The sequence below is a fragment of the Mesorhizobium sp. M0019 genome, from assembly GCF_040323975.1.
In the GTDB taxonomy this organism is placed as follows: Bacteria; Pseudomonadota; Alphaproteobacteria; order Rhizobiales; family Rhizobiaceae; genus Mesorhizobium.
This window is the reverse complement of record NZ_JAMYVK010000023.1, coordinates 50,359-74,011: the sequence shown is the minus strand read 5'-3', so window position 1 is coordinate 74,011 and position 23,653 is coordinate 50,359. Positions and strand designations below refer to the sequence as shown.

Genomic DNA, 23,653 nt, shown 5'->3' with positions numbered 1-23,653 from the left:
TCGGCGGGAAGCGCCCGGTGCTGACCCGCCGGCCTTCGGCTCTGCACCGTTGCAACGTCTTGCCGCCACGCCACGGAATCCCAGGTCGGCGCTCCGTTTCGTGAAGCTGTGAAAGCTGCTTAATTTAGGTGCAGCGCAACATCTCTGCTTGGAGAATGGTCAGCATTCGTGTCAGGGTTCAGCGAACTCCTTTTGAAACGCCGACTTCAGGGGCACCATGGCAATTCTGGCAGCCGTCTATCACCTGACCCACTACAAATACGACCGGCCGGTCGTCTTGGGCCCGCAAGTCATAAGGTTGCAGCCTGCGCCGCATTCCCGCACCAAAGTGCTCAGCCATTCGCTGAAGGTCGGGCCGGCAAACCACTTCGTCAATTTGCAGCAGGACCCCTACGGCAATTTCCTTGCCCGTTTCGTCTTTCCCGAGCCGGTGACGGAGTTGAAGATCGAGGTCGATCTCGTTGCCGACATGACGGTCTACAATCCGTTCGATTTCTTCGTCGAACCGTCGGCCGAGACGTTTCCGTTCGAATACCCCGAAGAGATCCGGGACGATCTGACCATCTACCGAACGCCGGAACCGGCGGGGCCGCTGTTGGAGGCATTCCTGAAAACCCTCGCGCGCCACCCGACCAACACCGTCGATTTTGTCGTCGACCTCAATGCGCGGCTGCAGCGCGAGATCGCCTATATCGTGCGCATGGAAACCGGCGTCTTCTCGCCCGAGGAAACGCTGGCCGCCGGCAAGGGGTCGTGCCGCGATTCCAGCTGGCTCCTGGTGCAGATACTGAGGAACCTCGGCATCGCCGCGCGTTTCGTCTCCGGCTACCTGATCCAGCTCAAACCCGACCTCGTTGCGCTCGACGGGCCGCCCGGCACGGCGACCGATTTCACCGACCTCCATGCCTGGTGCGAGGTGTATCTGCCGGGCGCCGGCTGGATCGGCTTCGACCCGACCTCCGGCCTGCTCACCGGCGAAAGCCATGTGCCGCTCGCGGCAACGCCGCATTTCCGCAATGCCGCGCCGATCTCCGGCATGGCGAGCTTCGCCAATGTCGAATTCGGCTTCGACATGCGGGTAGACCGCATCGCCGAGCATCCGCGCATTACCAAGCCGTTCTCCGACGAGAGCTGGCAGGCGCTGGACGCGCTGGGGGCCCAGGTCGATGCTGCGCTCCAGGCCGGCGATGTGCGGCTGACCATGGGCGGCGAGCCGACCTTCGTCTCGATCGACGATTTCGAGGCTGCAGAGTGGAACACCGCCGCCGTCGGGCCAACCAAACGCGAAAAGGCCGATGCGCTGATCCGCCGGCTGCGCGAACGCTTCGCGCCGGGCGGCTTCCTGCATTACGGACAGGGCAAATGGTACCCCGGCGAAAGCCTGCCGCGCTGGACCTTCTCGCTCTACTGGCGCACCGACGGCGAGCCGGTGTGGAGCGACCCGTCGCTGATCGCGCATGAAAAGAGCGAGGCGGATGTCGGACCGAAGCAGGCCGAAGGCCTGCTGACGGCGATCGCCGACGAACTCGGCATCGACAAGACGATGGTCAGCGAAGCCTATGAGGATCCGGCCGAGTGGCTGCTCAAGGAAGGCAAGCTGCCTGACAACGTCGATCCTTCCAATTCGAAGCTGGAGGATCCGGAGGAGCGCAGCCGCATGGCGCGGGTGTTCGAACGCGGGCTGACCAAGCCGTCGGGCTATGTGCTGCCCGTCCAGCGCTGGAACAGCCAGGCTTCCGGACCGCGCTGGCGCTCGGAGAAATGGAAGACGCGGCGCGGCAGGCTGTTCCTGGTGCCCGGCGATTCGCCGGTCGGCTACCGCCTGCCGCTCGGCACGCTGCCCTATGTGCCGCCGGCGCAGTTCCCCTACATAGTCCCGGTCGATCCATCGCTGCCGCGCGGACCACTGCCGGCGCGTGAGGCGATCTTGCCCGGTTCTGCTTCGTCGCCCGCTGCGGCCGAACTGGAGGGCGCCGACGAGATGGCGCGACGCCAGCAGGCGGTATCCTTTACGGCCGTTACCGGCCAGCAGGACCGCGTTGAACAGGAGATTACCGAGATCGGCGGCGCCGTGCGCACGGCCCTTTCGGTCGAGCCGCGCGACGGACGGCTTTGTGTGTTCATGCCGCCGGTCGAGGCGCTGGAGGACTATCTCGAACTGGTGGCGGCGGCGGAGAACGCGGCAAGGGCGATCGGCCTGCCGGTGCACATCGAGGGCTACGGCCCGCCGCACGATCCGCGCCTCAACGTCATCCGTGTCGCACCCGATCCCGGCGTCATCGAGGTCAATATCCACCCCGCCGCGAATTGGCAGGATTGCGTGGCGACGACCACGGCGATCTACGAAGAGGCGCGGCAGACGCGGCTTGGCGCCGACAAGTTCATGATCGACGGCCGCCACACCGGCACCGGCGGCGGCAACCACGTCGTCGTCGGCGGCGCCACGCCCAATGACAGTCCGTTCCTGCGCCGCCCCGACCTGTTGAAGAGCCTGGTGCTGCAATGGCAGCGACATCCGTCGCTGTCCTATTTGTTCTCCGGCCTGTTCATCGGCCCGACCAGCCAGGCGCCGCGCTTCGACGAGGCGCGCCACGATTCGCTCTACGAACTCGAAATCGCGATGGCGCAGGTGCCACATCCGGACAAGGGCGCGGCACCCCTGCCGTGGCTGGTCGACCGGCTGTTCCGCAACCTTCTGACCGACGTGACGGGCAATACGCATCGCTCGGAAATCTGCATCGACAAATTGTTTTCGCCGGACGGGCCGACCGGCCGGCTCGGGCTGGTCGAATTCCGCGGCTTCGAGATGCCGCCCAACGCGCGCATGAGCCTGGCGCAGCAATTGCTGGTGCGCGCCATCATCGCCCGGGCCTGGAAGAACCCGCTCGACGGCCGCTTCGTGCGCTGGGGCACCTCGCTGCACGACCGTTTCATGCTGCCGCATTATGTCTGGGCGGATTTTCTCGACGTGCTGGACGACCTCAAGCTGAACGGCTTTGCGTTCCGTCCGGAATGGTTCGACGCCCAGCTCGAATTCCGCTTCCCGTTCTGCGGCGAGGTCCAGCATGCCGGCGTCAAGCTGGAGCTCAGGCAGGCGCTCGAGCCGTGGCACGTGATGGGCGAGCAAGGCGCGATCGGCGGCACCGTGCGCTTTGTCGATTCCTCCGTCGAAAGGCTGCAGGTGAAGACCGAGGGGCTCAACCCGGAGCGTCACGCCGTCGTCTGCAACGGCCGCGTCGTGCCGATGAAGGTGACCGACAACCGCGAGATCGCAGTGGCCGGCGTGCGCTTCAAGGCCTGGCAGCCGGCGTCGGGCCTGCATCCGGCGCTACCGGTCAACACCCCGCTAGTCTTCGACATCTATGACCGCTGGTCGGGCCGCGCGGTCGGCGGCTGCGTCTACCATGTGGCACATCCCGGCGGGCGCAGCTATGACACCTTCCCGGTCAATGGCAACGAAGCGGAGGCGCGGCGGCTCGCCCGCTTCGAGCCACGTGGCCATACGCCGTCCAGCTATGTGCTGCGCAACGAAGAAGCCTCTGAAGATTTCCCGATGACCCTTGACCTTCGGCGGCCGCAAAGACTCTGATCAGCCATGGCGAAGGGGAATCACAAAAGGCTGCGCAGCAAGCCGCAAACCCACAGTCTGCTGGAGCACTATCAGCCGATCGACGGCGTCGTCGACGAGATGGTCGATGCGTCGGGCAATCCGCGGCCGGCCTGGCGGCACTTCATCGAGGCGCTGGAGGACCTGGGTCCGGAAAAGCTTGCCCAGCGCTTCGCCCGCGCCGACCAGTACCTGCGCGATGCCGGCGTCTATTACCGCGTCTATGACAAGGCCGGCGCCAACGAGCGGGAATGGCCGCTGGCGCATGTGCCGTTGCTGATCGAGGAGCAGGAATGGGCTGGTATCAGCGCCGGGCTGGTCCAGCGCGCCGATCTGTTCGAGGAGACCATCGCCGACATTTACGGTCCGAACCGGTTGGTCGAGAAAGGCATTCTGCCGGCCGGATTGATCGCGGCCAGCCCCGAATATTTGCGGCCGGTCGTCGGCACCAGGCCGGCCAGCGGCCATTTCCTGCATTTCTGCGCCTTCGAGCTCGGCCGTGGGCCGGACGGCCGCTGGTGGGTGCTTGGCGACCGCACACAGGCGCCGTCGGGCGCCGGCTTCGCGCTGGAGAACCGCGTCGCCACCACGAGGGCGCTGTCCGACATCTACGGCGAGATGCATGTGCACCGCCTGGCCGGCTTCTTCCGTCGCTTCCGCGACGCGCTGATCGGCATGGCCAAGCAAGCCGGCGGCCGTGTCGCCATCCTGACGCCGGGACCGCTGAACGAAACCTATTACGAACATGCCTATATCGCCCGCTATCTCGGCATCATGCTGCTCGAGGGCGAGGACCTGACCGTCTCCGGCGGCAGGCTGATGGTGCGCACGGTTTCGGGGCTGATGCCGGTGAGCGTCTTGTGGCGGCGGCTCGACGCCGCCTTCGCCGATCCGCTTGAATTGCGGCCGGACTCGCAGATCGGCACGCCGGGGCTGGTCGAGGCGGTTCGGCAAGGGGCGGTTTCGGCCGTCAATGCACTGGGCTCCGGCCTGATGGAGACGCGCGCGCTGCTCGCCTTCCTGCCGAAGATTTCGCGCGCCCTGCGCAACGAGGAACTGCTGCTGCCGACGGTCGCGACATGGTGGTGCGGGCAGGAGACGGAGCGCGAGCATGTGCTCGCCAATATCGATAGCATGGTGATCGGCCCGGCGCTGTCGACGCGGCTTGCCTTCGAGGACGACGGCTCGACCAAGCTCGGGTCAGCGCTGTCGGTCGAGGAACGGGCCGAACTCGTCGCCAGGATCGAACGGGACGGCGGCGACTTCGTCGGCCAGGAAGCGGTGACGCTGTCGACCACGCCTCTCTATGTCGGCGGTTGGCTGGAGCCGCGGCCGGCAAGCCTGCGCGTCTATCTGGCGCGGACGCCGGAAGGCTGGACGGTGATGCCGGGCGGCTTTGCCCGTGTCGGCTTCTCGCTCGACCCGACCGCCATCGCCATGCAGCGCGGCGGCCAGGCGGCGGATGTCTGGGTGGTCAGCGACAGGCCGGTCGAGCGCGAGACGCTGCTGCCGCAGGAGCACGACAGCTTCACCCGAACCTTGCCGGGCAGCCTGCCCAGCCGCGCGGCTGAGAACTTGACATGGCTCGGCCGCTATATCGAGCGGTCGGAAGACACGGTGCGCATCCTGCGCGCCTACCATGTGCGGCTGGCCGAGACATCTGATCCCGAGATGCCGCTGCTCGCGGATATCAGGGACTATCTCGCGCCGTTCGGCATCGACGTCGAGACGGCAATCCCATTGGGGCTCATCGGCACGCTGGACAGCGCCGTTTACAGCGCCGGGCAGATCCGCGATCGCTTCTCGCCCGATGGCTGGCTGGCATTGAAGGATCTGTCAAAGACCATCCATCAATTTGCCGCGACAGTGGCGCCGGGCGACGACGCGACAAGGGCAATGACGGTCATCCTGCGCAAGCTGGCCGGGTTTTCCGGCCTGCTGCACGAGAACATGTACCGCTTTGCCGGCTGGCGTTTCCTCGAAATCGGCCGCAGGCTCGAACGCGGCATCCAAATCGCCCGCACGCTCGCTCGGCTGACCAGAGCCCAGGCGCCGGAAGGTGCGCTCGACATGATGCTGGAGATCGGCGACAGCGTCATGACCCACCGTCGGCAATATCCGGTGCAGGCGGGACGGCGCACGGTGGTCGACCTTTTGGCGCTCGATCCGCTCAACCCGCGCTCAATCCTTTTCCAGCTCGAACGGCTGAAGGCCGAAATCGCGCTGCTGCCCGCTGTCGGCGCTGAAGGCCATATGTCGCCGGCGGCCAAGGAAATCCTGCAGCTCAACACGTCGATCGCCATCAAGGAGCCCTCGGACATGACGGCCAAGGCCCTCGGCGATCTCGCCAATGAAATCGGCGGGCTCTACAACAGCCTCGCCAAAGCCTATTTCGGGTAGAGACAGCATGCTCTACGACATCAGGCTTCACCTGCGTTACGACTATGATGCGGCGGCCGGCGGTGGCCGCCATCAGGTGCGCGTGCTGCCGCCGACCATCCCTGGCGTGCAGCGCGTCATCGCCGCTTCACTGTCTTTTGTGCCGGCGCCCAGCGAACGCTCCGACTTTTCCGACTTTTTCGGCAACAGTGTCACCTCGATCGCCTTTCGTGACGCGCATGATGCGCTCGACATCAGGATGAGCGCGCGCGTTTCAGTGTCGCGGCCCGAACCCGGGCTCGACGTATCGCCGGACATACGCCGGCTGAGGGAAGAACTCGGCGCAGTGCACTCGCTGGCGCCGGCTTCGCCGCATCACTTTCTGGCCGCCAGCGATCATGCCGGCATCGACGCGGCAATCACTGCCTATGCGAAAGGCAGCGCCGGCAGTTCGACGGTCGGCACGGCCACGGCTCTGTGCAACCGCATTCACCGCGATTTCACCTATGACGGCGAGGCGACCACCGTGCAGACGCGGGCCAGCGACGCCTTTGGCCTGAAGCGCGGCGTCTGCCAGGATTTTTCCCACATCATGATCGCCGGCCTGCGCGGCCTCGGTATTCCCGCGGGCTATGTCAGCGGGTTCCTGCGCACCATCCCGCCGCGCGGGAAGCCGCGGCTCGAAGGCGCCGACGCCATGCACGCCTGGGTCAAGGTGTGGTGCGGGCGCGATGCCGGCTGGCAGGAATTCGATCCGACCAATGGCATGCGGGCAAGCAACGACCATATCACGGTCGGCTACGGCCGCGATTACTCCGATGTGGCGCCGATCGTCGGCGTGCTGAAAACCACTGGTGGACAGGTCGGCGAGCAGGCGGTCGACGTCATTCCGGTCGTGCTCGAAAAGGCGTGACGACGCACGTCTTCGTTGCACGGCGACGTCGATAGGCTGTTCTGGAACCAAGAGATCAAGAGGCGTTGGAACCCGCAGCCGGCAAGCGGCTTATCTACGGAAATTCCGTGGAGAGGACATGCTGGACAAATCCGGGTCGTCGTCTGGCCAATCGGCTGTGAGGAAAGCTGCACCAAAAAACGGGGTGGCGCAGAACGGAGCGCTGGAGAACGGCGCGCAAGCCTCGGCCGTTCGGGCCTCGCTCAACTATGTCACCGATACTGAACCCGGTATTCGCCGGCAGCGTTCGGGCAAGGGGTTCTCGTACAAAGGACCCGACGGGCGGATTGTCGACGGGGAGGCGCTGGCACGCATCAAGGCGCTCGCCATTCCACCGGCCTGGACGGATGTGTGGATCTCGCCGGATGCCGACGGTCACATCCAGGCGACCGGTCGGGACCAGCGCGGACGCAAACAATACCGCTATCACCCGCACTGGGCGGAGGAGCGTGACGGCGTCAAATATTCGAGCCTGATCGCCTTCGCCGAGAGCCTGCCCGAACTGCGGCGGCAGATCGACGTCGATTTGCGCCGTCACGGCCTGCCGCTGGAACGCGTCGTTGCGGCTATCGTCTGGCTGCTCGACAACACGATGATCCGTGTCGGCAATGCCGCCTATGCCCGCGACAACAAGAGTTTTGGGCTGACCACGCTGCGTGACCGCCATGTCGACATCAAGGGCTCGAGCCTGCGTTTTGCCTTCATCGGTAAATCCGGCAAGGAATGGAGATTGAAGCTTGTCGATCGCCGGATTGCCAAGGTCGTGCGTGGAGCGCAGGACCTGCCGGGCCAAAAACTGTTCCAGTATCTCGACGAGGACGGAAACAGGCATCCGGTGCGCTCAGACGACGTCAACCGCTATATCAGGGAGAACGCCGGAGCGGAGTTCAGCTCCAAGCACTTCAGAACCTGGGGTGGCACCATCCATGCGGCGTCGCTGTTTGCGCAAACCGAACGTCCGGAAAGCCAGGCGCAGCAAAAGCGGGTGATGAACAATGTCATCGACAAGGTTGCCGAGCGGCTCGGCAACACACGCGCGGTTTGTCGCCAATGCTACATCCATCCGGAAGTGTTCCGCGCCTGGTCCGAAGGACGGCTGCTGGACGAAATGGCGGATGCCAACAAAGGCAAGCGCTCGATCGCCGGGCTCGACGACGAGGAGGCCTTGGTCTTGAGATGGCTGAAGGCGAGGGAATGACGCCGGACGGAGCGTATTTTTTTGTCGACGCCATGTCGGCATCGGTCCTAGTGTTTCGTCCTTTGATAGAGAAAAGGACGACCCATGCTCTACGCGATCCTCTGCTATGCCTCTGAAGACGTCGTCTGCTCCTGGAGCAAGGAGCAGGACGACGCAGTCATGGAAAAGCTTATCGGTGTGCAGGAAAAATATGCCCAGGCGGGCCGGCTTGGCCCGGTGGCGCGGCTCTTGCCGACGACCGCGGCGACGACGCTGAGGAAGGTCAAGGGCGAATCGATCGTCATCGACGGCCCGTTTGCCGAAACCAAGGAACAGTTCCTCGGCTTCTACACGCTCGAATGCGCCGACCTCGATGAGGCCGTCGACTTCGCGCGCGAGCTTTCCGAGGTCAACCCGAGCGGCGGCTCCTATGAAATCCGGCCGGTCTCGCTCTTCAATCCCGCCAAGGTTTCCGCATGACCGAACTCGCCTGGATCAGCACGGCAATCAGCACCGCTCGACCGCAGGTGATGGGGGCATTGCTGCGCTACTTCCGCGACCTCGACGCGGCGGAGGAAGCATTCCAGGACGCCTGCCTGAGGGCACTGAACAACTGGCCGAAAAACGGTCCTCCGCGCGACCCGGCAGCCTGGCTGATCTTCGTCGGCCGCAACAGCGGCATCGATGCGGTGCGCAAGCGCGCCAAGCAGGCGCCGCTGCCGGAGGAGGACCAGATCTCCGATCTGGAGGATGCCGAGAGCGACGTCGCCGAGCGGCTGGACGGGGCGCATTACCGCGACGATATTTTGCGGCTGCTGTTTATCTGCTGCCATCCCGACCTGCCGGCCACACAGCAGATCGCGGTGGCGTTGCGCATCGTCTCCGGCCTGACGGTCAAGCAGATCGCCCGTGCCTTCCTCGTCGGTGAAAGCGCCATGGAGCAGCGTATCACGCGCGCCAAGGCGCGTATCGCCGACGCTGGGGTGCCGTTCGAGACGCCGGGAGCGGTCGAGCGCTCCGAACGGCTCGCCGCCGTCGCCGCCATGGTCTACTTGATCTTCAACGAAGGCTATTCCAGCAACAGCGGCGAGGCTTCGGCGCGTGCGCCGCTTTGCGAAGAGGCGATCCGGCTGGCCCGGTTGCTGCTCAGGCTGTTCCAGACCGAGCCGGAGATCATGGGGCTGACGGCGCTGGTGCTGCTGCAGCATGCACGCTCGCCGGCTCGCTTCGACGAGAACGGCGAGATCGTGCTGCTCGAAGACCAGGAACGCAGCCTGTGGAGCCGCAAGATGATCGATGAAGGCCTGGCGCTGGTCGATAAGGCGTTGCGCCATCGCAAGCCCGGTCCCTACCAGGTGCAAGCGGCGATCGCCGCACTGCATGCGCGGGCGGAAAAGCCCGAGGACACGGACTGGAACGAGATCGACCTGCTCTACGGCCTGCTCGAGCAGATGCAGCCGTCGCCGGTGGTGACGCTCAACCGCGCCGTCGCGGTCTCCAAGGTGCGTGGACCGGAAGCCGCACTCGCCATGATCGAGCCGCTGGAGGGAAGGCTTTCCGGCTATTTCCATTTCTTCGGCCTCAAGGGCGGACTGCTGATGCAGCTTGGCCGCGGCGAGGAGGCGCGCGTCGCTTTCGACCGCGCCATCGCGCTTGCCAATACGGCCGCCGAGGCAGCGCATATCCGCATGCATATCGACCGGCTGATGAAAGAAAGCGCCGTGCCGGAAGCCGCCAAGACGGCACGCTAGTTCGCTCTATCTGGCTGGTTCAACAGTCGGACGCCGGCTTGGACCATGCCGGGGTGGCGATTTCTCCCTGAAACGCGTAATGCCACGCCATGACAGCGCCTGGTATGCCGACCGGCAAGGAACCGGTATGGCGAAAAGCTTGGACCGACGCCATATGAGCGACGGGATCTGAAAGGGACGAAACGAAATGACGATTGCGAAGGAAACGGCCGGAGTTCTGGCGAAACTGGGCGTTGCCGAGGGCGCGCTTACGGGCGGCGACCTCATCGTGCGCAGCCCGGTGACCGGCGAGCAGATCGCCGCGCTGAAGACCATCTCGCCGGCCGATGCGGCAACGACCATCGACAATGCCCACAAGGCTTTCCTGGCGTGGCGGCAGGTGCCAGCTCCCAAGCGCGGAGAGCTGGTGCGGCTGCTCGGCGAAGAGTTGCGCACACACAAGGCCGAGCTTGGCCGGTTGGTATCGATCGAAGTTGGCAAGATCCCATCCGAGGGTCTTGGCGAAGTGCAGGAGATGATCGACATCTGCGATTTCGCCGTCGGTCTTTCTCGGCAATTGTACGGCCTGACCATCGCCACCGAGCGTCCCGGCCATCGCATGATGGAAACCTGGCATCCGCTCGGCGTGGTCGGCGTCATTTCGGCCTTCAACTTTCCGGTGGCGGTATGGTCGTGGAACGCGGCACTCGCGCTGGTCTGCGGCGACGCGGTTGTGTGGAAGCCGTCTGAGAAGACGCCGCTGACGGCGCTCGCCTGCGAAGCAATCTTCAAGCGCGCGGCAAAGCGTTTCGGCGATGCCCCGGAAGGGCTGGCGCCGGTGCTGATCGGTGATCGCGCGGTCGGAGAGATCATGGTGGACCATCCGAAGGTGCCGCTGGTTTCGGCCACCGGCTCGACCCGCATGGGCCGGGATGTCGGTCCGCGCCTGGCGAAGCGCTTCGCGCGTGCCGTGCTGGAGCTCGGCGGCAACAATGCCGGCATCGTCTGCCCAACGGCCGATCTCGACATGGCGCTGCGTGCCATCGCCTTCGGCGCCATGGGCACGGCCGGTCAGCGCTGCACGACGCTCAGGCGCCTGTTCGTGCATGAGAGCGTCTATGACCAGCTCGTTCCGCGCCTGAAGAAGGCTTATGAGAGCGTCTCGGTCGGCAATCCGCTGGAGACAAGCGCTCTGGTTGGCCCGCTGATCGACAAGGCTGCCTACGAGAACATGCAGAAGGCGCTGGAGGAGGCGGCTTCGCATGGCGGCACGGCAACCGGCGGAATGCGGGTCGAGAACGGCCAGCCTGAGGCTTACTACGTGCGTCCGGCGCTGGTCGAAATGCCGCGGCAGGTTTCGCCGGTGACGGAGGAGACCTTCGCGCCGATCCTCTATGTGATGAAATATTCTGACTTCGACGCCGTGCTCGCCGAGCACAACGCGGTGGGAGCGGGGCTGTCATCCTCGATCTTTACCCGCGACCTGCAGGAATCCGAGCGCTTTCTTAGCGTCGACGGATCGGACTGCGGCATCGCCAACGTCAATATAGGCACGTCAGGGGCCGAGATCGGCGGTGCCTTCGGTGGCGAGAAGGAAACCGGCGGCGGCCGCGAGAGCGGCTCCGATGCCTGGAAGGCCTATATGCGGCGCGCTACCAATACGGTGAATTATTCCAAGGCGCTGCCGCTTGCGCAGGGCGTGTCGTTCGACATCGATTGAAATGCCAGACCTCCGTCGCGGCGGCGCCAAGGCTGCCACGACGGCGGTCGGCTCGCGGTTCAGCTGGTTTCGGAAGTTACAACACAATTGTCGAAGGCTGCATCGATGATGGCGAGCTTGACCGCCTGGGCGGTCATGTATTCCTGGTAGAACTCGCTCGACACCCACATGACCGAATGACCACGCTGGCCCAGCCAGCCGATGCTGCCGAGTTCCTCGGCATCGCGCAATTTGCGTGACAGGTGAGTGCGGGAAAGCTTGAGCCAGTTCGCGAAATCCCCGATTGAGACGACACCGGTCGGGATTCGGTCCAGGTCGGCATGATCGGGGTCGACGCCGGACATCAGCCAATCCATGACGATGCCGCCATTGTCGAGCCAGGTGAACAAGGAAAAAGTCTGTTTTGGCTGCCGCACGGCATGCGACGAAAGCAGGCCGTCGGCCACCAGCGGCTGCAGTTTGGCGAGTACGTCCGGTTGTGCGACGAATGCAGCCAGTCGAGATCCACCATCCAGGCTGTCCAGCGTTTTCAGATGAGCCATGACCCAGCCGGCAACCGTCTCCAGAGTGCCCGCGGTCGGCTCAAAGGGGCGGATGCGCCCATATTTAATCGGCAGATGCCGGATGAAACCGTAATGCAGCATCTCCTTCAGGAAGGCATCGGCGGTGTTGCGGCTGGCCACCGAATGCCGGCAGATGTCGTCCATGAACCGTGCGGACGTAAGTCCCTTGCGATGATCGTCCGGCTCTCGATTGAAATACAAGCCAAGGCCGATATGGGCCATCAGCCAACGCTGTTGCGTGGCGAATACGGAAGCCAGCCGCGGGTTCGCTTCATAGGTCTGGAGAAGCGTCCGCGACTGAGCCTGGACATGGCGACGCAGTGCCGGATGGCTGGCAATGTCTTCAGAAACCAGCGCCATCCCCGCCGAGCCCAACCAAATTTGCAACTGGAAAATGCCGATCACAATTTCAGCCTTCGCGGGTCGTGTCCAGAGCCGGCGCATCAGGATACGAGCTGAATCCCGCCGGCTAGTGGGCTGAATTCCGCGACTTGATCGCCGAGGCCACTGATTTCGCTGCAGAGGGCCAGCCCGCTCGAACCCACCAATGATGACTTCGCCTGTCCAGCCCGTGCTCCCGCCGATGGCGACGCGGAACCAACACAAGCTTTGCTCGTTGAAGAACGCTGATTGGACTGAGACAGTGAGGGACTACAAAATGGAGAATGGCCTTTTCGCCACGCCGCCTGCAGCTTTCCGGCAAACAGAGTCGGTCTGGCCACGGGCGCTCAAGTGGCTGTTGCGCCGAGTGCGCAGCGCCTCCGACAGCTCGGGAACCATGTTGAAGCCAATCCTTTCCGGACCCGAGGACGATAGCGGGCCCACTCCGCCTCGACGTGCTTGAGGCTGACCGCGCTGCGATCTTGACGTCAAAAATGATCGCTCACATATCATTTTAGGGCCGCGCCGTAGCCGACAACCATGACCGCTTCGAAGGCCTGCCACGGCGGCGTGTCCGCCTGATGCAGCAGGCGAGAGCGGTAGTGGCACGCAGCGGCGGGAACCATCGGGCGTGCTTGGCTATTAGATACAGGCGGCTGCTGGTCTGCCGGGCCAGGAGCCATTGCTATGATCATCGATCCTCCACCGAAAAGTGCTATCCCGGCATCCGTTCCGTCGGTCGATCCAAAAGCCGCCCCGACGCTTCGCAATGCCGAAGCGGAGGTCTTTTATATCGAAGCGATCCGCGAACTTGTCGCGACCGGCATCCCCTTTCTCGTCGCCGGCACCTATGCCGTAAGCGCCTATACCGGGATCATCCGTCAGACCAAGGATCTCGACATTTTCTGCAAGGCCGGCGACTGCCCGCGCATCCTCGCCCATTTTAAGCAGATCGGCTACGCCGTCGTGGTCGAGGACGACCGGTGGCTCGGCAAAGTGTTCAAGGGCACCCATTTTTTCGACGTCATTTTCGCCTCGATGAACGGCACAATGCCTGTCGACGACCAGTGGCTGGAGCACGCCCGTCAGGGCGAATTGCTGGGCAGCCAGGTGCGGATCATCGGGCCCACCGAGCTTATCTGGTCCAAAAGTTTCATCCAGGACCGCGGTCGCCACGATGGTGCCGACATCTCGCACACCATCCTCAAGGCCCACGACCAGATCGACTGGCAAAGGCTGCTTTCCTACATGGAAGTTCATTGGGAAGTTCTGCTGATGCATCTCTTGAACTTCCGATGGATCTATCCGACGGAGCGGGGCCGCGTGCCCGCCTGGCTGCTCGACGAGCTGCTTGACCGGCTGGCCAAGCAGCGCGAATTGCCACCTTCCCGGATGAAAATCTGCCGTGGGCGCATGCTTTCACGAACTGACTATGAGATCGACGTCAACGACTGGGGTTTTGCCGACGTCGGCGGTGAAGGAGAACATAGCAATGGCTGACGAGCTCGAAACTGCTTCGCCGAAGGCGGAAAACGGCAGCGCACTCAAAGTCGCCGCCATTGGCGATCTGCATGTCGGCAAGGAGGACCAGGCCTCGTACCGCGATCTTTTCGGCGAGATGTCGCGTGCAGCCCAGGTTCTCGTGCTGACCGGCGACCTTACCAACCTCGGCAAGCCTCGGGAGGCCGAAATCCTTGCCGAGGAACTGCGTGCCTGCACGATCCCGGTCGTCGCCGTACTTGGCAACCACGACTATGAGTCAGGCGCCGTCGAGCAGGTCACCGACATTCTGCGCCAGGCGGGCGTTCACCTGCTCGACGGCGAGGCGACGGAGATTCACGAGGTCGGGTTCGTCGGGGTCAAGGGTTTCGTTGGCGGTTTTGGATCGCGCATGCTCGGCTCTTTTGGCGAACCGGCGATCAAGTCGATGGTGGCGGAAAGCGTGAACGAAGCGATGCGGCTTGAAAACGCGATGCGGCAGGTCCGCGCCAAACGCACGCTTGTCGTTCTGCACTACGCGCCTGTCGTCGAGACGGTCGAAGGCGAGCCGCTGGAGATCTTCCCGTTTCTCGGTTCGTCACGCCTGGCCGAGACAATAGACCGGTTCCAGGTCAGCGCGGTGGTACATGGCCATGCGCATCGCGGCGCCTACGAGGGCCGCACACCGGGCGGGGCGTCGGTCTATAACGTTGCCATGCATGTCGCCAAGCCGACCGGCCGCCCCTACGCTGTGCTCGAAATCTAATAGGCTAGATGTTGAACGCCCGCTTCGGCGGAATATCGTTTTCATCCGGATTGGGAATGGGGTCCTCGTCGGGGAGCCTGTCGGGGTCCGGCTCACGCACGGGCTTGGGATCGGGGATGGGAGGCGGCGGCACCGGGGTCGGGGTTGGCTCGGGTGTGGGAATAGTGGCCATCGTGATCATCTCCTCTTGGCGCAGAACAACGCAATGGGTCAGCTGGTTCCCGCCTTCTGGTCAGCCCATCTCCGGATTCGCCTGTCTGCTGCCCGACTTGCTTGATCGCAGCAGCAGAGCAAGCGGAACGAGCAGGGCGGTTGCCACCGCGCAGTAGCGGAAGACATCGACATAGGCGAGCAGCGTGGCCTGGCGGGCGATCAACTGGCCAAGCCAGCCGATCGCCTGCTGCTTCGCCTCGACCATCGGCGAACCCTGGGCGACGAAATGCTCGGTCGCGTGCCGAAGCGCCTGCTGATAGGCGGGCGACGACTGCACGGTGTGGGCGACCAGATTCGATTGATGGATCTGGGAGCTTTGCGCAATGACGGTGTTGGACAGCGAGACGCCGATGCTGCCGCCGATATTGCGTGCAACGTTGATCAGCGCCGATGCCTGGTTGGTCTTCTGCGGGGGCAGGCCGACATAGGCCGCGGTCGAGATGGGAATGAACAGGAACGGCAGCCCGACCATCAGGAAAACACGGGCAAAGGCAAAGAAGCGGAAGCTGGCGTCCGGGGTGAGCGAGGTCATATGCCAGAGGGCCACTGCGACCACCGACATGCCCATCATGATCAGGTATTTGGGCTGCACGATGCTGCCTACAAATCCGGACACCGGCATCAAGATCAGCATGGCGATGCCGCCCGGCATCATCGAAAGGCCCGAGAGCGTCGCGGTATAGGCAAATGTCGTCTGCTGCAGCTGCGGCACGATCTGGGTGGTGCTGAACAGGATAGCACCGACCGCCATCATGACCAGGAAGGCCGTGCCGAACTGGCGCGTGAACAATAGGCGCATGTCGACGACCGGATCGCCGCGACTGATTTCCCATGGGATAAGCAGCAGGAACGCGATCGCGGAAATCACTGCGAAAGTGGTGATGAAATCCGAGGCGAACCAATCGTAGCGCTGGCCCCGGTCGAGAAAGATCTCCAGGCACCCCAAGGCAATCGCCACCAGGACGAACCCGACCCCGTCGATCTTCAGGCCGCCTTCCAGCCGTTCCTTGCGTTCGCGTTCGAGTACGTCCGGTTCGACCAACAGCCATTGCACCAGGGCCAGCGACAGGATGCCGAACGGCACGTTGATGAAGAAGATCCAGTGCCAGGAGAAATGGTCCGTCAGCCAGCCGCCGATCGTCGGCCCGACCGTCGGTGCGACGATGACGGCAATGCCGTAAAGCGCGAAGGCCTGCGAGCGCTTTTCAGGCGGAAAGGTGTCGGCAAGGATCGATTGCTCGCTTGGCGCCATGCCGCCGCCGCCGAGGCCCTGAAGGACCCTGAACAGGATGAGCAGTTCCAGGTTGGGCGCCAGTCCGCACAGCAGCGACGCGACGGTGAAGGTCGCAACGCAGAGCATGTAGTAGCGCTTTCGGCCGATGACGCTTGCCAGCCAGCCGCTGACCGGAATGATCACCGAGTTGGCAACGAGATAGGTGGTAATCACCCAGGTGCTTTCATCCATTCCGGCCGCCAGGCTGCCGGCGATGTTGCGCAGGGCGACATTGGCGATCGAGGTGTCGAGCACCAGCATGAAAGTGGCGATGGAGACGACGACGGCGATGAGCCACGGATTGTGTGTCCCGGCGGCGGATCGGCTTTCGCCCTGATTTCTGGCGGTTTCGCCGTTCATCGCACCTTGACCGTCGGCACCACCGACAGGCCTGGCCCGAGAAGCACATCCGGCGGCTTGTCGAAGACGATCTTGACCGGCACGCGCTGCACCACCTTGACGTAATTGCCGGTGGCATTTTCGGCCGGCAGGAGGCTGAAGGCGGTGCCGCTGCCGGCCTGAATACTGTCGACGCGGCCATGGAAGGACTTGTCCGGGTAGGCGTCGATGTCGATGTCGACCGGCTGTCCCTGCCGCATCAGATCGAGCTGCGTCTCCTTGAAATTGGCCTTCACCCAGACCTCGTCGGGAACGAACATCATCAATACCTGGCCGGGTTGGGCGTAGGTGCCCTTAGCGGCGGAAATGCTCGTTGCGCGCCCGGCTGCGGGTGCTGTGATAGTCGTGCGCGACAGCGTCGTGCGGGCTTGCTCCTGGCTGGCCTTTGCCTGCTCGAGCTGCGCCTCGGCGCTCCTGGCCTGTGCCTGCAAGACCGAAACCTGGCTTTTTGCGGAGGCGACATTGGCCTCGGCGCTGTCCAGCGCGGCCTGGTCCTGACGCAACGTCGATGCCGCCTGCTGCGCCTGCTGCTGCGTTGCTGTGCCCCTGGCCAGGAGTTCGCGATTGCGTTGATCCTCGGCCTTGGCGAAATCCAGCGCTGCCTTGGCCTGTGCAACCTGCCTCTGGGCAGCGTTTACCTTTGCGTTTTGAGCCTCGATCTGGGCGGCGACATTGACGATTTCGGCCTCGGCCGCGGCGACGCCGGCGTCGGCCTGCTTCAGGTTTGCCTGATAGTCGCTGTCGTCGATACGCAGGAGGACATCGCCCGCCTGTACATGCTGATTGTCGGTAACCGCCAGCTCGGTAATGCGGCCGGCTATTTGCGCACCGATCATCACTGTGCGCGCATCTATGAAGGCGTCGTCGGTCGATTCGTACTGGCGAGCGTTCAGCCACCAGATCGCGATGCCTGCCGCGACGAGCAACAGCGCAAGCGCGATGGCTGCGGCCGCATAGGGATGGCGCCTGGGAAAGCCGAGCAGACCGGCCTTTCGTTGCGAGGCATTCCCGTCGGGTTTTTCCTGCCGGGGCTCTGCCGATCGCTCACGAGATTCTCGAACCGGGGCCGGTTGCTCCCGGGTTTCATTTACAGGCTCGACGTCTTGCTCGACGCGTTGAGGCTTCGTGTCCAACGGAATTGCTTTCAAGACTGATATTGCAGCCGCCGAAGCGGACGCAAAGCCAAACGGCAAGCTTCCGGAAAAGTTCCTGTCCGGAAACGGGTTCGGTTAACGGGTCGACATCGAACACAGGCGGGGGCGCGTCGGAATTCGAGCGCCGCTTCACCGGGCAGGTGATCCGTACGCCTCATGTTGCGACGGTCCGGCCTTGTCAGCGCTCCATGGCGCGATAATTGCTCATGTAGGCGTGGGCGAATTCACCTGTCGACAGGAGCCGACCATGAAACATCAAACACTCGACCAACTGCAGGCCGTCGCGGAAGTTGAGTCCTTCGCGGCGTATCCGGCGATGACTCGAACCCAGCGGATTGAACGTTGGGCGGAACTTCTCGAACAAAATCCGACGCGATGCCTTGGGGCGCTTCCAGGCACCGAATATATGAACAGGGAAGCACGTGACAGATCGCGTGGCGCTGGGACGCCGCTCACTGTCGCCTTCGAGGATCCGGTTCTGCGTGCCATGGGCCTCAGCGATGATACCTATGGTGAGGCAAAGCGCTTCTTCGAACTGAGCGACCGGCAGTTGCACCAAATCGTCTGCCATTGCCATGTCGGCGCTACGATGCAAGCGAGATGGGCCGCTGCCAGGGTGCGCGGGATAGTTCGCGGCAACAGATTTGTTGCCTGGATGAAGGGCTTGATCGTGCATTGAGGCGGTACGAGGAACGGCGGAACACGCGTTCTTTCCGCGCCGTGGAGAGCGCTTCCGAACTTGGAAGGGCTCGTGCCCCGTCGGGCCGCGCAGATTGTGAAACTCCTCGACGCTTGGCTGCGCCTTGTCGCGGCCATGCGTGCGTCCTTGATGTGAGAATTTGAGCTGGCCCGCCGCAGGTGAGGGCCTTCGTCTGACCGGCGGTCGAGCGCCGTCCAGGCCTGCCTGCGCGGCTACTAACGACGAATGATCCTGCGATCGGGGAAGATCCTGCGACCTGGCTAAACTAGCGATCGATTTCTCCGAACACGATGTCGAGCGAGCCGATGATCGCGGCAACATCGGCGATCATATGGCCTCGGGACAGGAAATCCATCGCTTGCAGGTGGGCGAAGGAAGGTGCGCGGATCTTGCATCGGTAGGGAATGTTGCCCCCGTCCGACACGAGGTAGACGCCGAATTCACCCTTCGGCGCCTCGACGGCGGCATAGACTTCACCGCTCGGCACGCGAATGCCTTCGGTATAAAGTTTGAAGTGGTGGATCGTCGCTTCCATCGAGCGCTTCATCGTGGCACGCGGCGGCGGCGTGATCTTGCGGTTCGGGATCGCGACCGGCCCCTGACCTTCTGGTGAGCGCAACATTTCCAGACATTGCCGCATGATCCGGACCGACTGGCGCATTTCCTCCATGCGGACGAGATAGCGGTCGTAGCAGTCGCCATGCTTGCCGACTGGGATATCGAAATCCATCTCCGAATAGCATTCGTATGGCTGCGCCTTGCGCAGGTCCCAGGACGCGCCCGATCCGCGCACCATCACGCCGGAAAAGCCCCAGGCCCAGGCATCGTCGAGGCCGATCACGCCGACATCGACATTGCGCTGCTTGAAAATGCGGTTCTCGGTCAACAGCTCTTCGAGATTGTCGCAGACCTTGAGGAACGGATCGCAGAACTTCCAGATGTCGTCGAGGAGTTCCGGCGGCAGATCCTGATGCACGCCGCCGACCCTGAAATAATTCGCGTGCATGCGGGCGCCGGACGCGCGCTCATAAAAGACCATCAGCTTCTCGCGCTCGGCGAAACCCCAGAGCGGCGGCGTCAGCGCGCCGATGTCCATGGCTTGCGTGGTGACGTTGAGGAGGTGCGATAACAGCCGGCCTATTTCGCAGAAAAGCACGCGGATGAGCTGTCCGCGTTTCGGAACCGATATTTCGAGGAGCTTCTCGGCGGCGAGACAGAATGCATGCTCCTGGTTCATCGGCGCGACGTAGTCGAGCCGGTCGAAATAGGGCAAGGCCTGCAGGTAGTTCTTGTACTCGATGAGCTTTTCGGTGCCGCGATGCAGCAGGCCGATGTGGGGATCGGCGCGTTCCACGATCTCGCCGTCGAGTTCGAGCACCAGCCGCAGGACGCCGTGAGCGGAGGGATGTTGTGGCCCGAAATTGATGGTGAAGTTGCGAACTGCAGCCTCGGCCATGACAGTCCTCCGCGATCGGGCGGCCTTCGTTTCCGTGCCGGAGCCGGCTTGTCCGCTTTCAGCCGCTCACGTCGTCGTCTGGATGATCAGCGTCAGCGTGCCGTCGCCGTCGATATTGGCCGCCACGACCTGCGTGGAATTAAGCCCGTTCGCCGCCAGCGCCGATGCCGCCTGCGGCGATGCGTCGATCGAACTTTGCAGGATGCGCAAATCCTCGGCGCTGGTCTGGGTGACGACGGCCTCCGCCTGTGCCTTGATGTCAGGAGGCAGATCCTCCATCGCCACGATTGTCACTGCGGTGAAATTCTGGGCGGAGAAGGCTTGGTCAGGTGTAGTCTGGTCGGGAGTGGTCCCTTCGGGCGTGGCTTGCTCTGGCAGGGTTTGCGGGGCCGTCGGCGGGACAGGGGCAAGCTCTGGTCCCACGGATTGCGCATAGACCGGCGAGGCAAGGGCCAGCGCCGAAAGTGTGGCAATTGTCGTCGATAGGCGCATGGCCGTTCCTTCCGTTTGCTCAGCGGACGATCAATTCGGTGACGACAAAACCATCGTGTCGAAATATGGTTCCGTGACCGAGGTGATGTCTTGCCGAAAGCCGTGATTGTCGCGGAAAGCAGGGCGCGAAATCCGGCGTTGCCTGTCTCAGGCAGCGGTGTGGCTGCGATCGGGCTGCGGCCAGCGCTGCAACGCCTCACGGCCCTGAGCGGTCAGTTCGTAGATCCCGCGATCGGTGCGTGCGAACCAGCGATACACATTGTGCAGCAGGATCTTAGGCGCGTTCGGCAGGTTGGGCTTCAAGTCACGCGGCCGCTTTGGGCCGTCGGCGAGGGCTGCGGCGCATGCCAGCGCCTGCTGGCGATAAGCGGTCATGATCGGCGCACGCGAGCCGCCGCCGGCGACAGGATCGCCCTGCCGACGCCGATGTTCGTCAATTAGCTTCGAGCGGCGCCGGGGATCGCGACGCGGAGCCAATGCCGTCGGGCTGAGCAGCACCTGAACCTCGCCGTTCGGTCGCACGCCAAGCAGGCCAAAGCCGAGCCGACGGCAGAGATTGCGGTATCTCACATCGCTCTCACGGCCCTTGCCACGGGCCGACATGCATGCCGCTAGCCAGACCTCGTCGCTTGCCGCCATACGGTCGACGCCCTGGAGGATGAGCTCGAGATTGAACTTCAGCTTCAGCTCGCAGATGACGACGATCGGTGGAGAGTCGGCACTCAGCGCCAGCAGATCGCAGCCGCCGATCTCGCCCTTGACCATAAATCCCAGGCCTTCCAGGAAGGCCTTGACCGGGCTGTAGAGTGACGTTTCGAGCATGGGCCTTTGTCGGCTGCGAATCATCCCGCCGATCGGCGGTTCAGCGCGATGATCGCTCTTTGCCGTTGAACAGGAGGTAAACGACGGCCAAACAAGTGGTCGGAGCCGTGCCATGGCCGCTTGCCAATTTGGTATGCTGGTATAATGTGTACCTAAGGTAGCATGCTCCGCGTAGCTGCGCTGTGCTGGACATCCGGGCGCCCGAGACATCGTCCACGGCATCGTCATTTGAGCGGCGGCTCTCCTGCGTTCTCTAATCCGCCAACCGGCGGCAATGTGCGTACAAGTCAATGGGATGACGATCGGCAGGGCCGTCGTTGGAATTCAGGAGTAACGGACACATGACAACGATTGCGCTGTTTGGTGCGGGCGGCAAAATGGGTTACCGCCTGTCGACCAATTTTCGCGGATCTCCCTATACGATACGCCATGTCGAGGTCAGCGACGCCGGCCGCGAGCGGCTTAAGTCGGGCCTCGGCATCGATGCCGTCAGCGCCGATGAGGCGCTTGATGGCGCCGATGTGGTGATCCTGGCGGTGCCGGACACGCACATCGGCAAGGTCGCGGCGAGTATCGAGAGCAAGCTTGCATCAGGCACGATGGTCGTCGTGCTCGACGCCGCGGCACCTTTCGCCGGGCATTTGCCGAAGCGGCCGGACCTGACCTATTTCGTCACCCACCCGTGCCATCCGCCGATCTTCAACGACGAGACTGACATGGCGGCGAAGAAGGACTATTTCGGCGGCGTCAAGGCCAAGCAACACATGGTCAGCGCCTTGATGCAGGGACCCGAGGAAGATTTCGCCAAGGGTGAGGCGATCGCCAAGATCATCTGGGCCCCGGTCATGCGCTCGCATCGCGTCACCGTCGATCAGATGGCGCTGCTCGAGCCCGGCCTTTCGGAAACGGTATGCGCTTCGCTGCTCGTCGTCATGAAGGAGGCCGTTGACGAGGTGGTGGCGCGCGGGGTCGACAAGCAGGCGGCGCTCGACTTCCTGCTTGGCCATATGAACGTGCTTGGCGCCGTCATCTTCGGCGAGACCAAAGGCGTGTTCTCCGACGCCTGCAACAAGGCGATAGAGTTCGGCAAGCCGGTGCTGATGCGAGACGACTGGAAGCGGGTGTTCGAGCCGGAGGAGATTGCCGCGAGCATTCAGCGCATCACTTGAGGGCAGCGACGCGTCTTCCGGAACATGTCACCTGAAATTGTCATTGACTCATCATACCAGTTGGCTTAGCTGTTCGATGGATCGGACCGTCAAGCTTCGCAGCAGGATCAGGCGCTGGATGAGTGGAGGATAGGGGGAGCGATCCGTCGAAGTGAAGCCGGCAAGGCTTGTGAATCTGACGCGACCCGCCGCCTAGGGCCGGCTAACGAAATCGATGCATATAGCCTTGGGATAAGGCACGGATTTTCAACGGGAGGAATACATGAAACTGACACGCAGAATGACGCTTGCGGCTTTTGCCGGCATGCTGGCGCTTGGCACCGCCGCACCCGCCTATGCGGCGGATTTGATCGCCATCATCACGCCCTCGCATGACAATCCGTTCTTCAAGGCGGAAGCTGTCGGCGCGGAGGCCAAGGCCAAGGAACTCGGTTACGAGGCGTTGGTGCTCGTCCATGACGACGACGCCAACAAGCAGTCCGAATTGATCGACACGGCGATTGGCCGCGGCGCCAAGGCGATCATCCTCGATAATGCCGGCGCCGACGCCACCGTCGCCGCGGTGCAGAAGGCCAAGGACGCGGGCGTTCCTTCCTTCCTGATCGATCGCGAGATCAATGCCACCGGCGTTGCCGTCGCGCAGATCGTCTCCAACAATTATCAGGGCGCCCAGCTCGGCGCACAGGAATTCGTCAAGCTGATGGGCGAGAAGGGTAATTTCGTCGAGCTCGTCGGCAAGGAATCCGACACCAATGCCGGCATCCGCTCCAAGGGTTACCACGACGTCATCGACGACTATCCGGACCTGAAGATGGTGGCGCAGCAGTCGGCCAATTGGAGCCAGACCGAGGCCTATTCAAAGATGGAATCGATCCTCCAGGCCAATCCCGATATCAAGGGCGTGATCTCCGGCAACGACACGATGGCGATGGGCGCTTATGCGGCACTTGCCGCTGCCGGCCGCAAGGACGTCATCGTCGTCGGCTTCGACGGGTCGAACGACGTGCGCGATTCGATCACCTCCGGCGGCATCAAGGCGACAGTCCTGCAGCCGGCCTTCGCGCAGGCGCAGATGGCGGTCGAGCAGGCCAACGACTTCATCAAGAACAAGAAGTCTCCGGCCGAGGAAAAGCAATTGATGGATTGCGTCCTGGTCAATGGCGACAATGCCGCCAAGCTGGAGACATTCGCGCTCACCAACTGAGCCGGCGTAACATCAAG

Annotated in this window: 19 protein-coding genes; 12 read left to right on the top strand and 7 right to left on the bottom strand. The window is 63.3% G+C overall.

What is annotated here, in order from left to right:
• The first annotated feature begins 217 nt into the window (after positions 1-217).
• The 7 genes from NKK47_RS18030 to amaB all read left to right on the top strand — a co-directional run bounded on the left by NKK47_RS18030 (position 218) and on the right by amaB (position 11,565).
• Positions 218-3,589: a transglutaminase family protein gene (locus NKK47_RS18030; RefSeq protein WP_352577766.1), complete on the top strand. Its 3,372-nt coding sequence runs from the start codon at positions 218-220 to the stop codon at positions 3,587-3,589.
• A 6-nt stretch (positions 3,590-3,595) separates the two neighbouring features.
• Positions 3,596-6,007: a circularly permuted type 2 ATP-grasp protein gene (locus NKK47_RS18025; RefSeq protein ID WP_352577765.1), complete on the top strand. Its 2,412-nt coding sequence runs from the start codon at positions 3,596-3,598 to the stop codon at positions 6,005-6,007.
• A gap of 7 nt (positions 6,008-6,014) precedes the next feature.
• Positions 6,015-6,899, top strand: coding sequence for a transglutaminase family protein (locus tag NKK47_RS18020; protein ID WP_023675460.1), 885 nt, complete (start codon positions 6,015-6,017; stop codon positions 6,897-6,899).
• Positions 6,900-7,017: 118 nt separating this feature from the next.
• Positions 7,018-8,136 carry a DNA topoisomerase IB gene (locus NKK47_RS18015; RefSeq protein ID WP_352577764.1) on the top strand — a complete coding sequence of 373 codons (1,119 nt, stop codon included), beginning with the start codon at positions 7,018-7,020 and terminating at the stop codon, positions 8,134-8,136.
• 84 nt (positions 8,137-8,220) lie between these two features.
• Complete coding sequence (locus NKK47_RS18010) at positions 8,221-8,595, top strand: YciI family protein (protein ID WP_292663532.1); 375 nt, start codon at positions 8,221-8,223, stop codon at positions 8,593-8,595.
• Positions 8,592-9,866 (top strand): RNA polymerase sigma factor, encoded by a 1,275-nt coding sequence (locus tag NKK47_RS18005; protein ID WP_352577763.1) that lies wholly within the window; start codon positions 8,592-8,594, stop codon positions 9,864-9,866. The genes NKK47_RS18010 and NKK47_RS18005 overlap by 4 nt, the downstream gene beginning before the upstream one ends.
• A gap of 187 nt (positions 9,867-10,053) precedes the next feature.
• Positions 10,054-11,565, top strand: coding sequence for an L-piperidine-6-carboxylate dehydrogenase (gene amaB / locus NKK47_RS18000; RefSeq protein WP_352577762.1), 1,512 nt, complete (start codon positions 10,054-10,056; stop codon positions 11,563-11,565).
• A 59-nt stretch (positions 11,566-11,624) separates the two neighbouring features.
• Here the strand turns inward: amaB and NKK47_RS17995 are convergent, their stop codons facing one another.
• Positions 11,625-12,488 (bottom strand): hypothetical protein, encoded by an 864-nt coding sequence (locus tag NKK47_RS17995; protein ID WP_352577780.1) that lies wholly within the window; start codon positions 12,486-12,488, stop codon positions 11,625-11,627.
• Positions 12,489-13,196: 708 nt separating this feature from the next.
• Between NKK47_RS17995 and NKK47_RS17990 the strand changes: the two genes are divergently transcribed.
• Together NKK47_RS17990 and NKK47_RS17985 are read left to right on the top strand one after the other, a co-directional pair.
• Positions 13,197-14,009: a nucleotidyltransferase family protein gene (locus tag NKK47_RS17990; RefSeq protein ID WP_023675465.1), complete on the top strand. Its 813-nt coding sequence runs from the start codon at positions 13,197-13,199 to the stop codon at positions 14,007-14,009.
• Positions 14,002-14,754 carry a metallophosphoesterase family protein gene (locus NKK47_RS17985; RefSeq protein WP_023675466.1) on the top strand — a complete coding sequence of 251 codons (753 nt, stop codon included), beginning with the start codon at positions 14,002-14,004 and terminating at the stop codon, positions 14,752-14,754. The genes NKK47_RS17990 and NKK47_RS17985 overlap by 8 nt, the downstream gene beginning before the upstream one ends.
• 4 nt (positions 14,755-14,758) lie before the next feature.
• On the opposite strand, the gene NKK47_RS17980 is transcribed toward NKK47_RS17985, so the two are convergent.
• The 3 genes from NKK47_RS17980 to NKK47_RS17970 are packed head-to-tail and all read right to left on the bottom strand — an operon-like array spanning position 14,759 to position 17,565.
• Positions 14,759-14,926 (bottom strand): hypothetical protein, encoded by a 168-nt coding sequence (locus NKK47_RS17980; RefSeq protein WP_084640998.1) that lies wholly within the window; start codon positions 14,924-14,926, stop codon positions 14,759-14,761.
• A gap of 60 nt (positions 14,927-14,986) precedes the next feature.
• Positions 14,987-16,600, bottom strand: a complete 1,614-nt coding sequence (locus NKK47_RS17975) for a DHA2 family efflux MFS transporter permease subunit (RefSeq protein ID WP_352577761.1) — start codon at positions 16,598-16,600, stop codon at positions 14,987-14,989.
• On the bottom strand, positions 16,597-17,565 hold the full coding sequence (locus tag NKK47_RS17970; protein ID WP_245274638.1) for an HlyD family secretion protein: 969 nt from the start codon (positions 17,563-17,565) through the stop codon (positions 16,597-16,599). The genes NKK47_RS17975 and NKK47_RS17970 overlap by 4 nt, the downstream gene beginning before the upstream one ends.
• 475 nt (positions 17,566-18,040) lie before the next feature.
• On the opposite strand from NKK47_RS17970, the gene NKK47_RS17965 reads away from it, so the two are divergent.
• Entirely contained in the window at positions 18,041-18,472 is a 432-nt protein-coding gene (locus NKK47_RS17965) for a hypothetical protein (RefSeq protein ID WP_023675469.1), read from the top strand.
• Positions 18,473-18,758: 286 nt separating this feature from the next.
• Here the strand turns inward: NKK47_RS17965 and NKK47_RS17960 are convergent, their stop codons facing one another.
• The 3 genes from NKK47_RS17960 to NKK47_RS17950 form a co-directional block, all read right to left on the bottom strand.
• Positions 18,759-19,949 carry an NADH-quinone oxidoreductase subunit D gene (locus NKK47_RS17960; RefSeq protein ID WP_023675470.1) on the bottom strand — a complete coding sequence of 397 codons (1,191 nt, stop codon included), beginning with the start codon at positions 19,947-19,949 and terminating at the stop codon, positions 18,759-18,761.
• Between the two features lie 66 nt (positions 19,950-20,015).
• Positions 20,016-20,441, bottom strand: coding sequence for a hypothetical protein (locus NKK47_RS17955; protein ID WP_023675471.1), 426 nt, complete (start codon positions 20,439-20,441; stop codon positions 20,016-20,018).
• A 147-nt stretch (positions 20,442-20,588) separates the two neighbouring features.
• A complete protein-coding gene (locus tag NKK47_RS17950) occupies positions 20,589-21,263 on the bottom strand; it encodes a DUF2161 domain-containing phosphodiesterase (protein ID WP_352577760.1) in 675 nt (224 codons plus the stop codon).
• Positions 21,264-21,604: 341 nt separating this feature from the next.
• On the opposite strand from NKK47_RS17950, the gene NKK47_RS17945 reads away from it, so the two are divergent.
• A complete protein-coding gene (locus NKK47_RS17945) occupies positions 21,605-22,432 on the top strand; it encodes a phosphogluconate dehydrogenase C-terminal domain-containing protein (protein WP_352568083.1) in 828 nt (275 codons plus the stop codon).
• A 262-nt stretch (positions 22,433-22,694) separates the two neighbouring features.
• Positions 22,695-23,636 (top strand): D-ribose ABC transporter substrate-binding protein, encoded by a 942-nt coding sequence (locus tag NKK47_RS17940; protein WP_023675475.1) that lies wholly within the window; start codon positions 22,695-22,697, stop codon positions 23,634-23,636.
• Positions 23,637-23,653 lie beyond the last annotated feature (17 nt).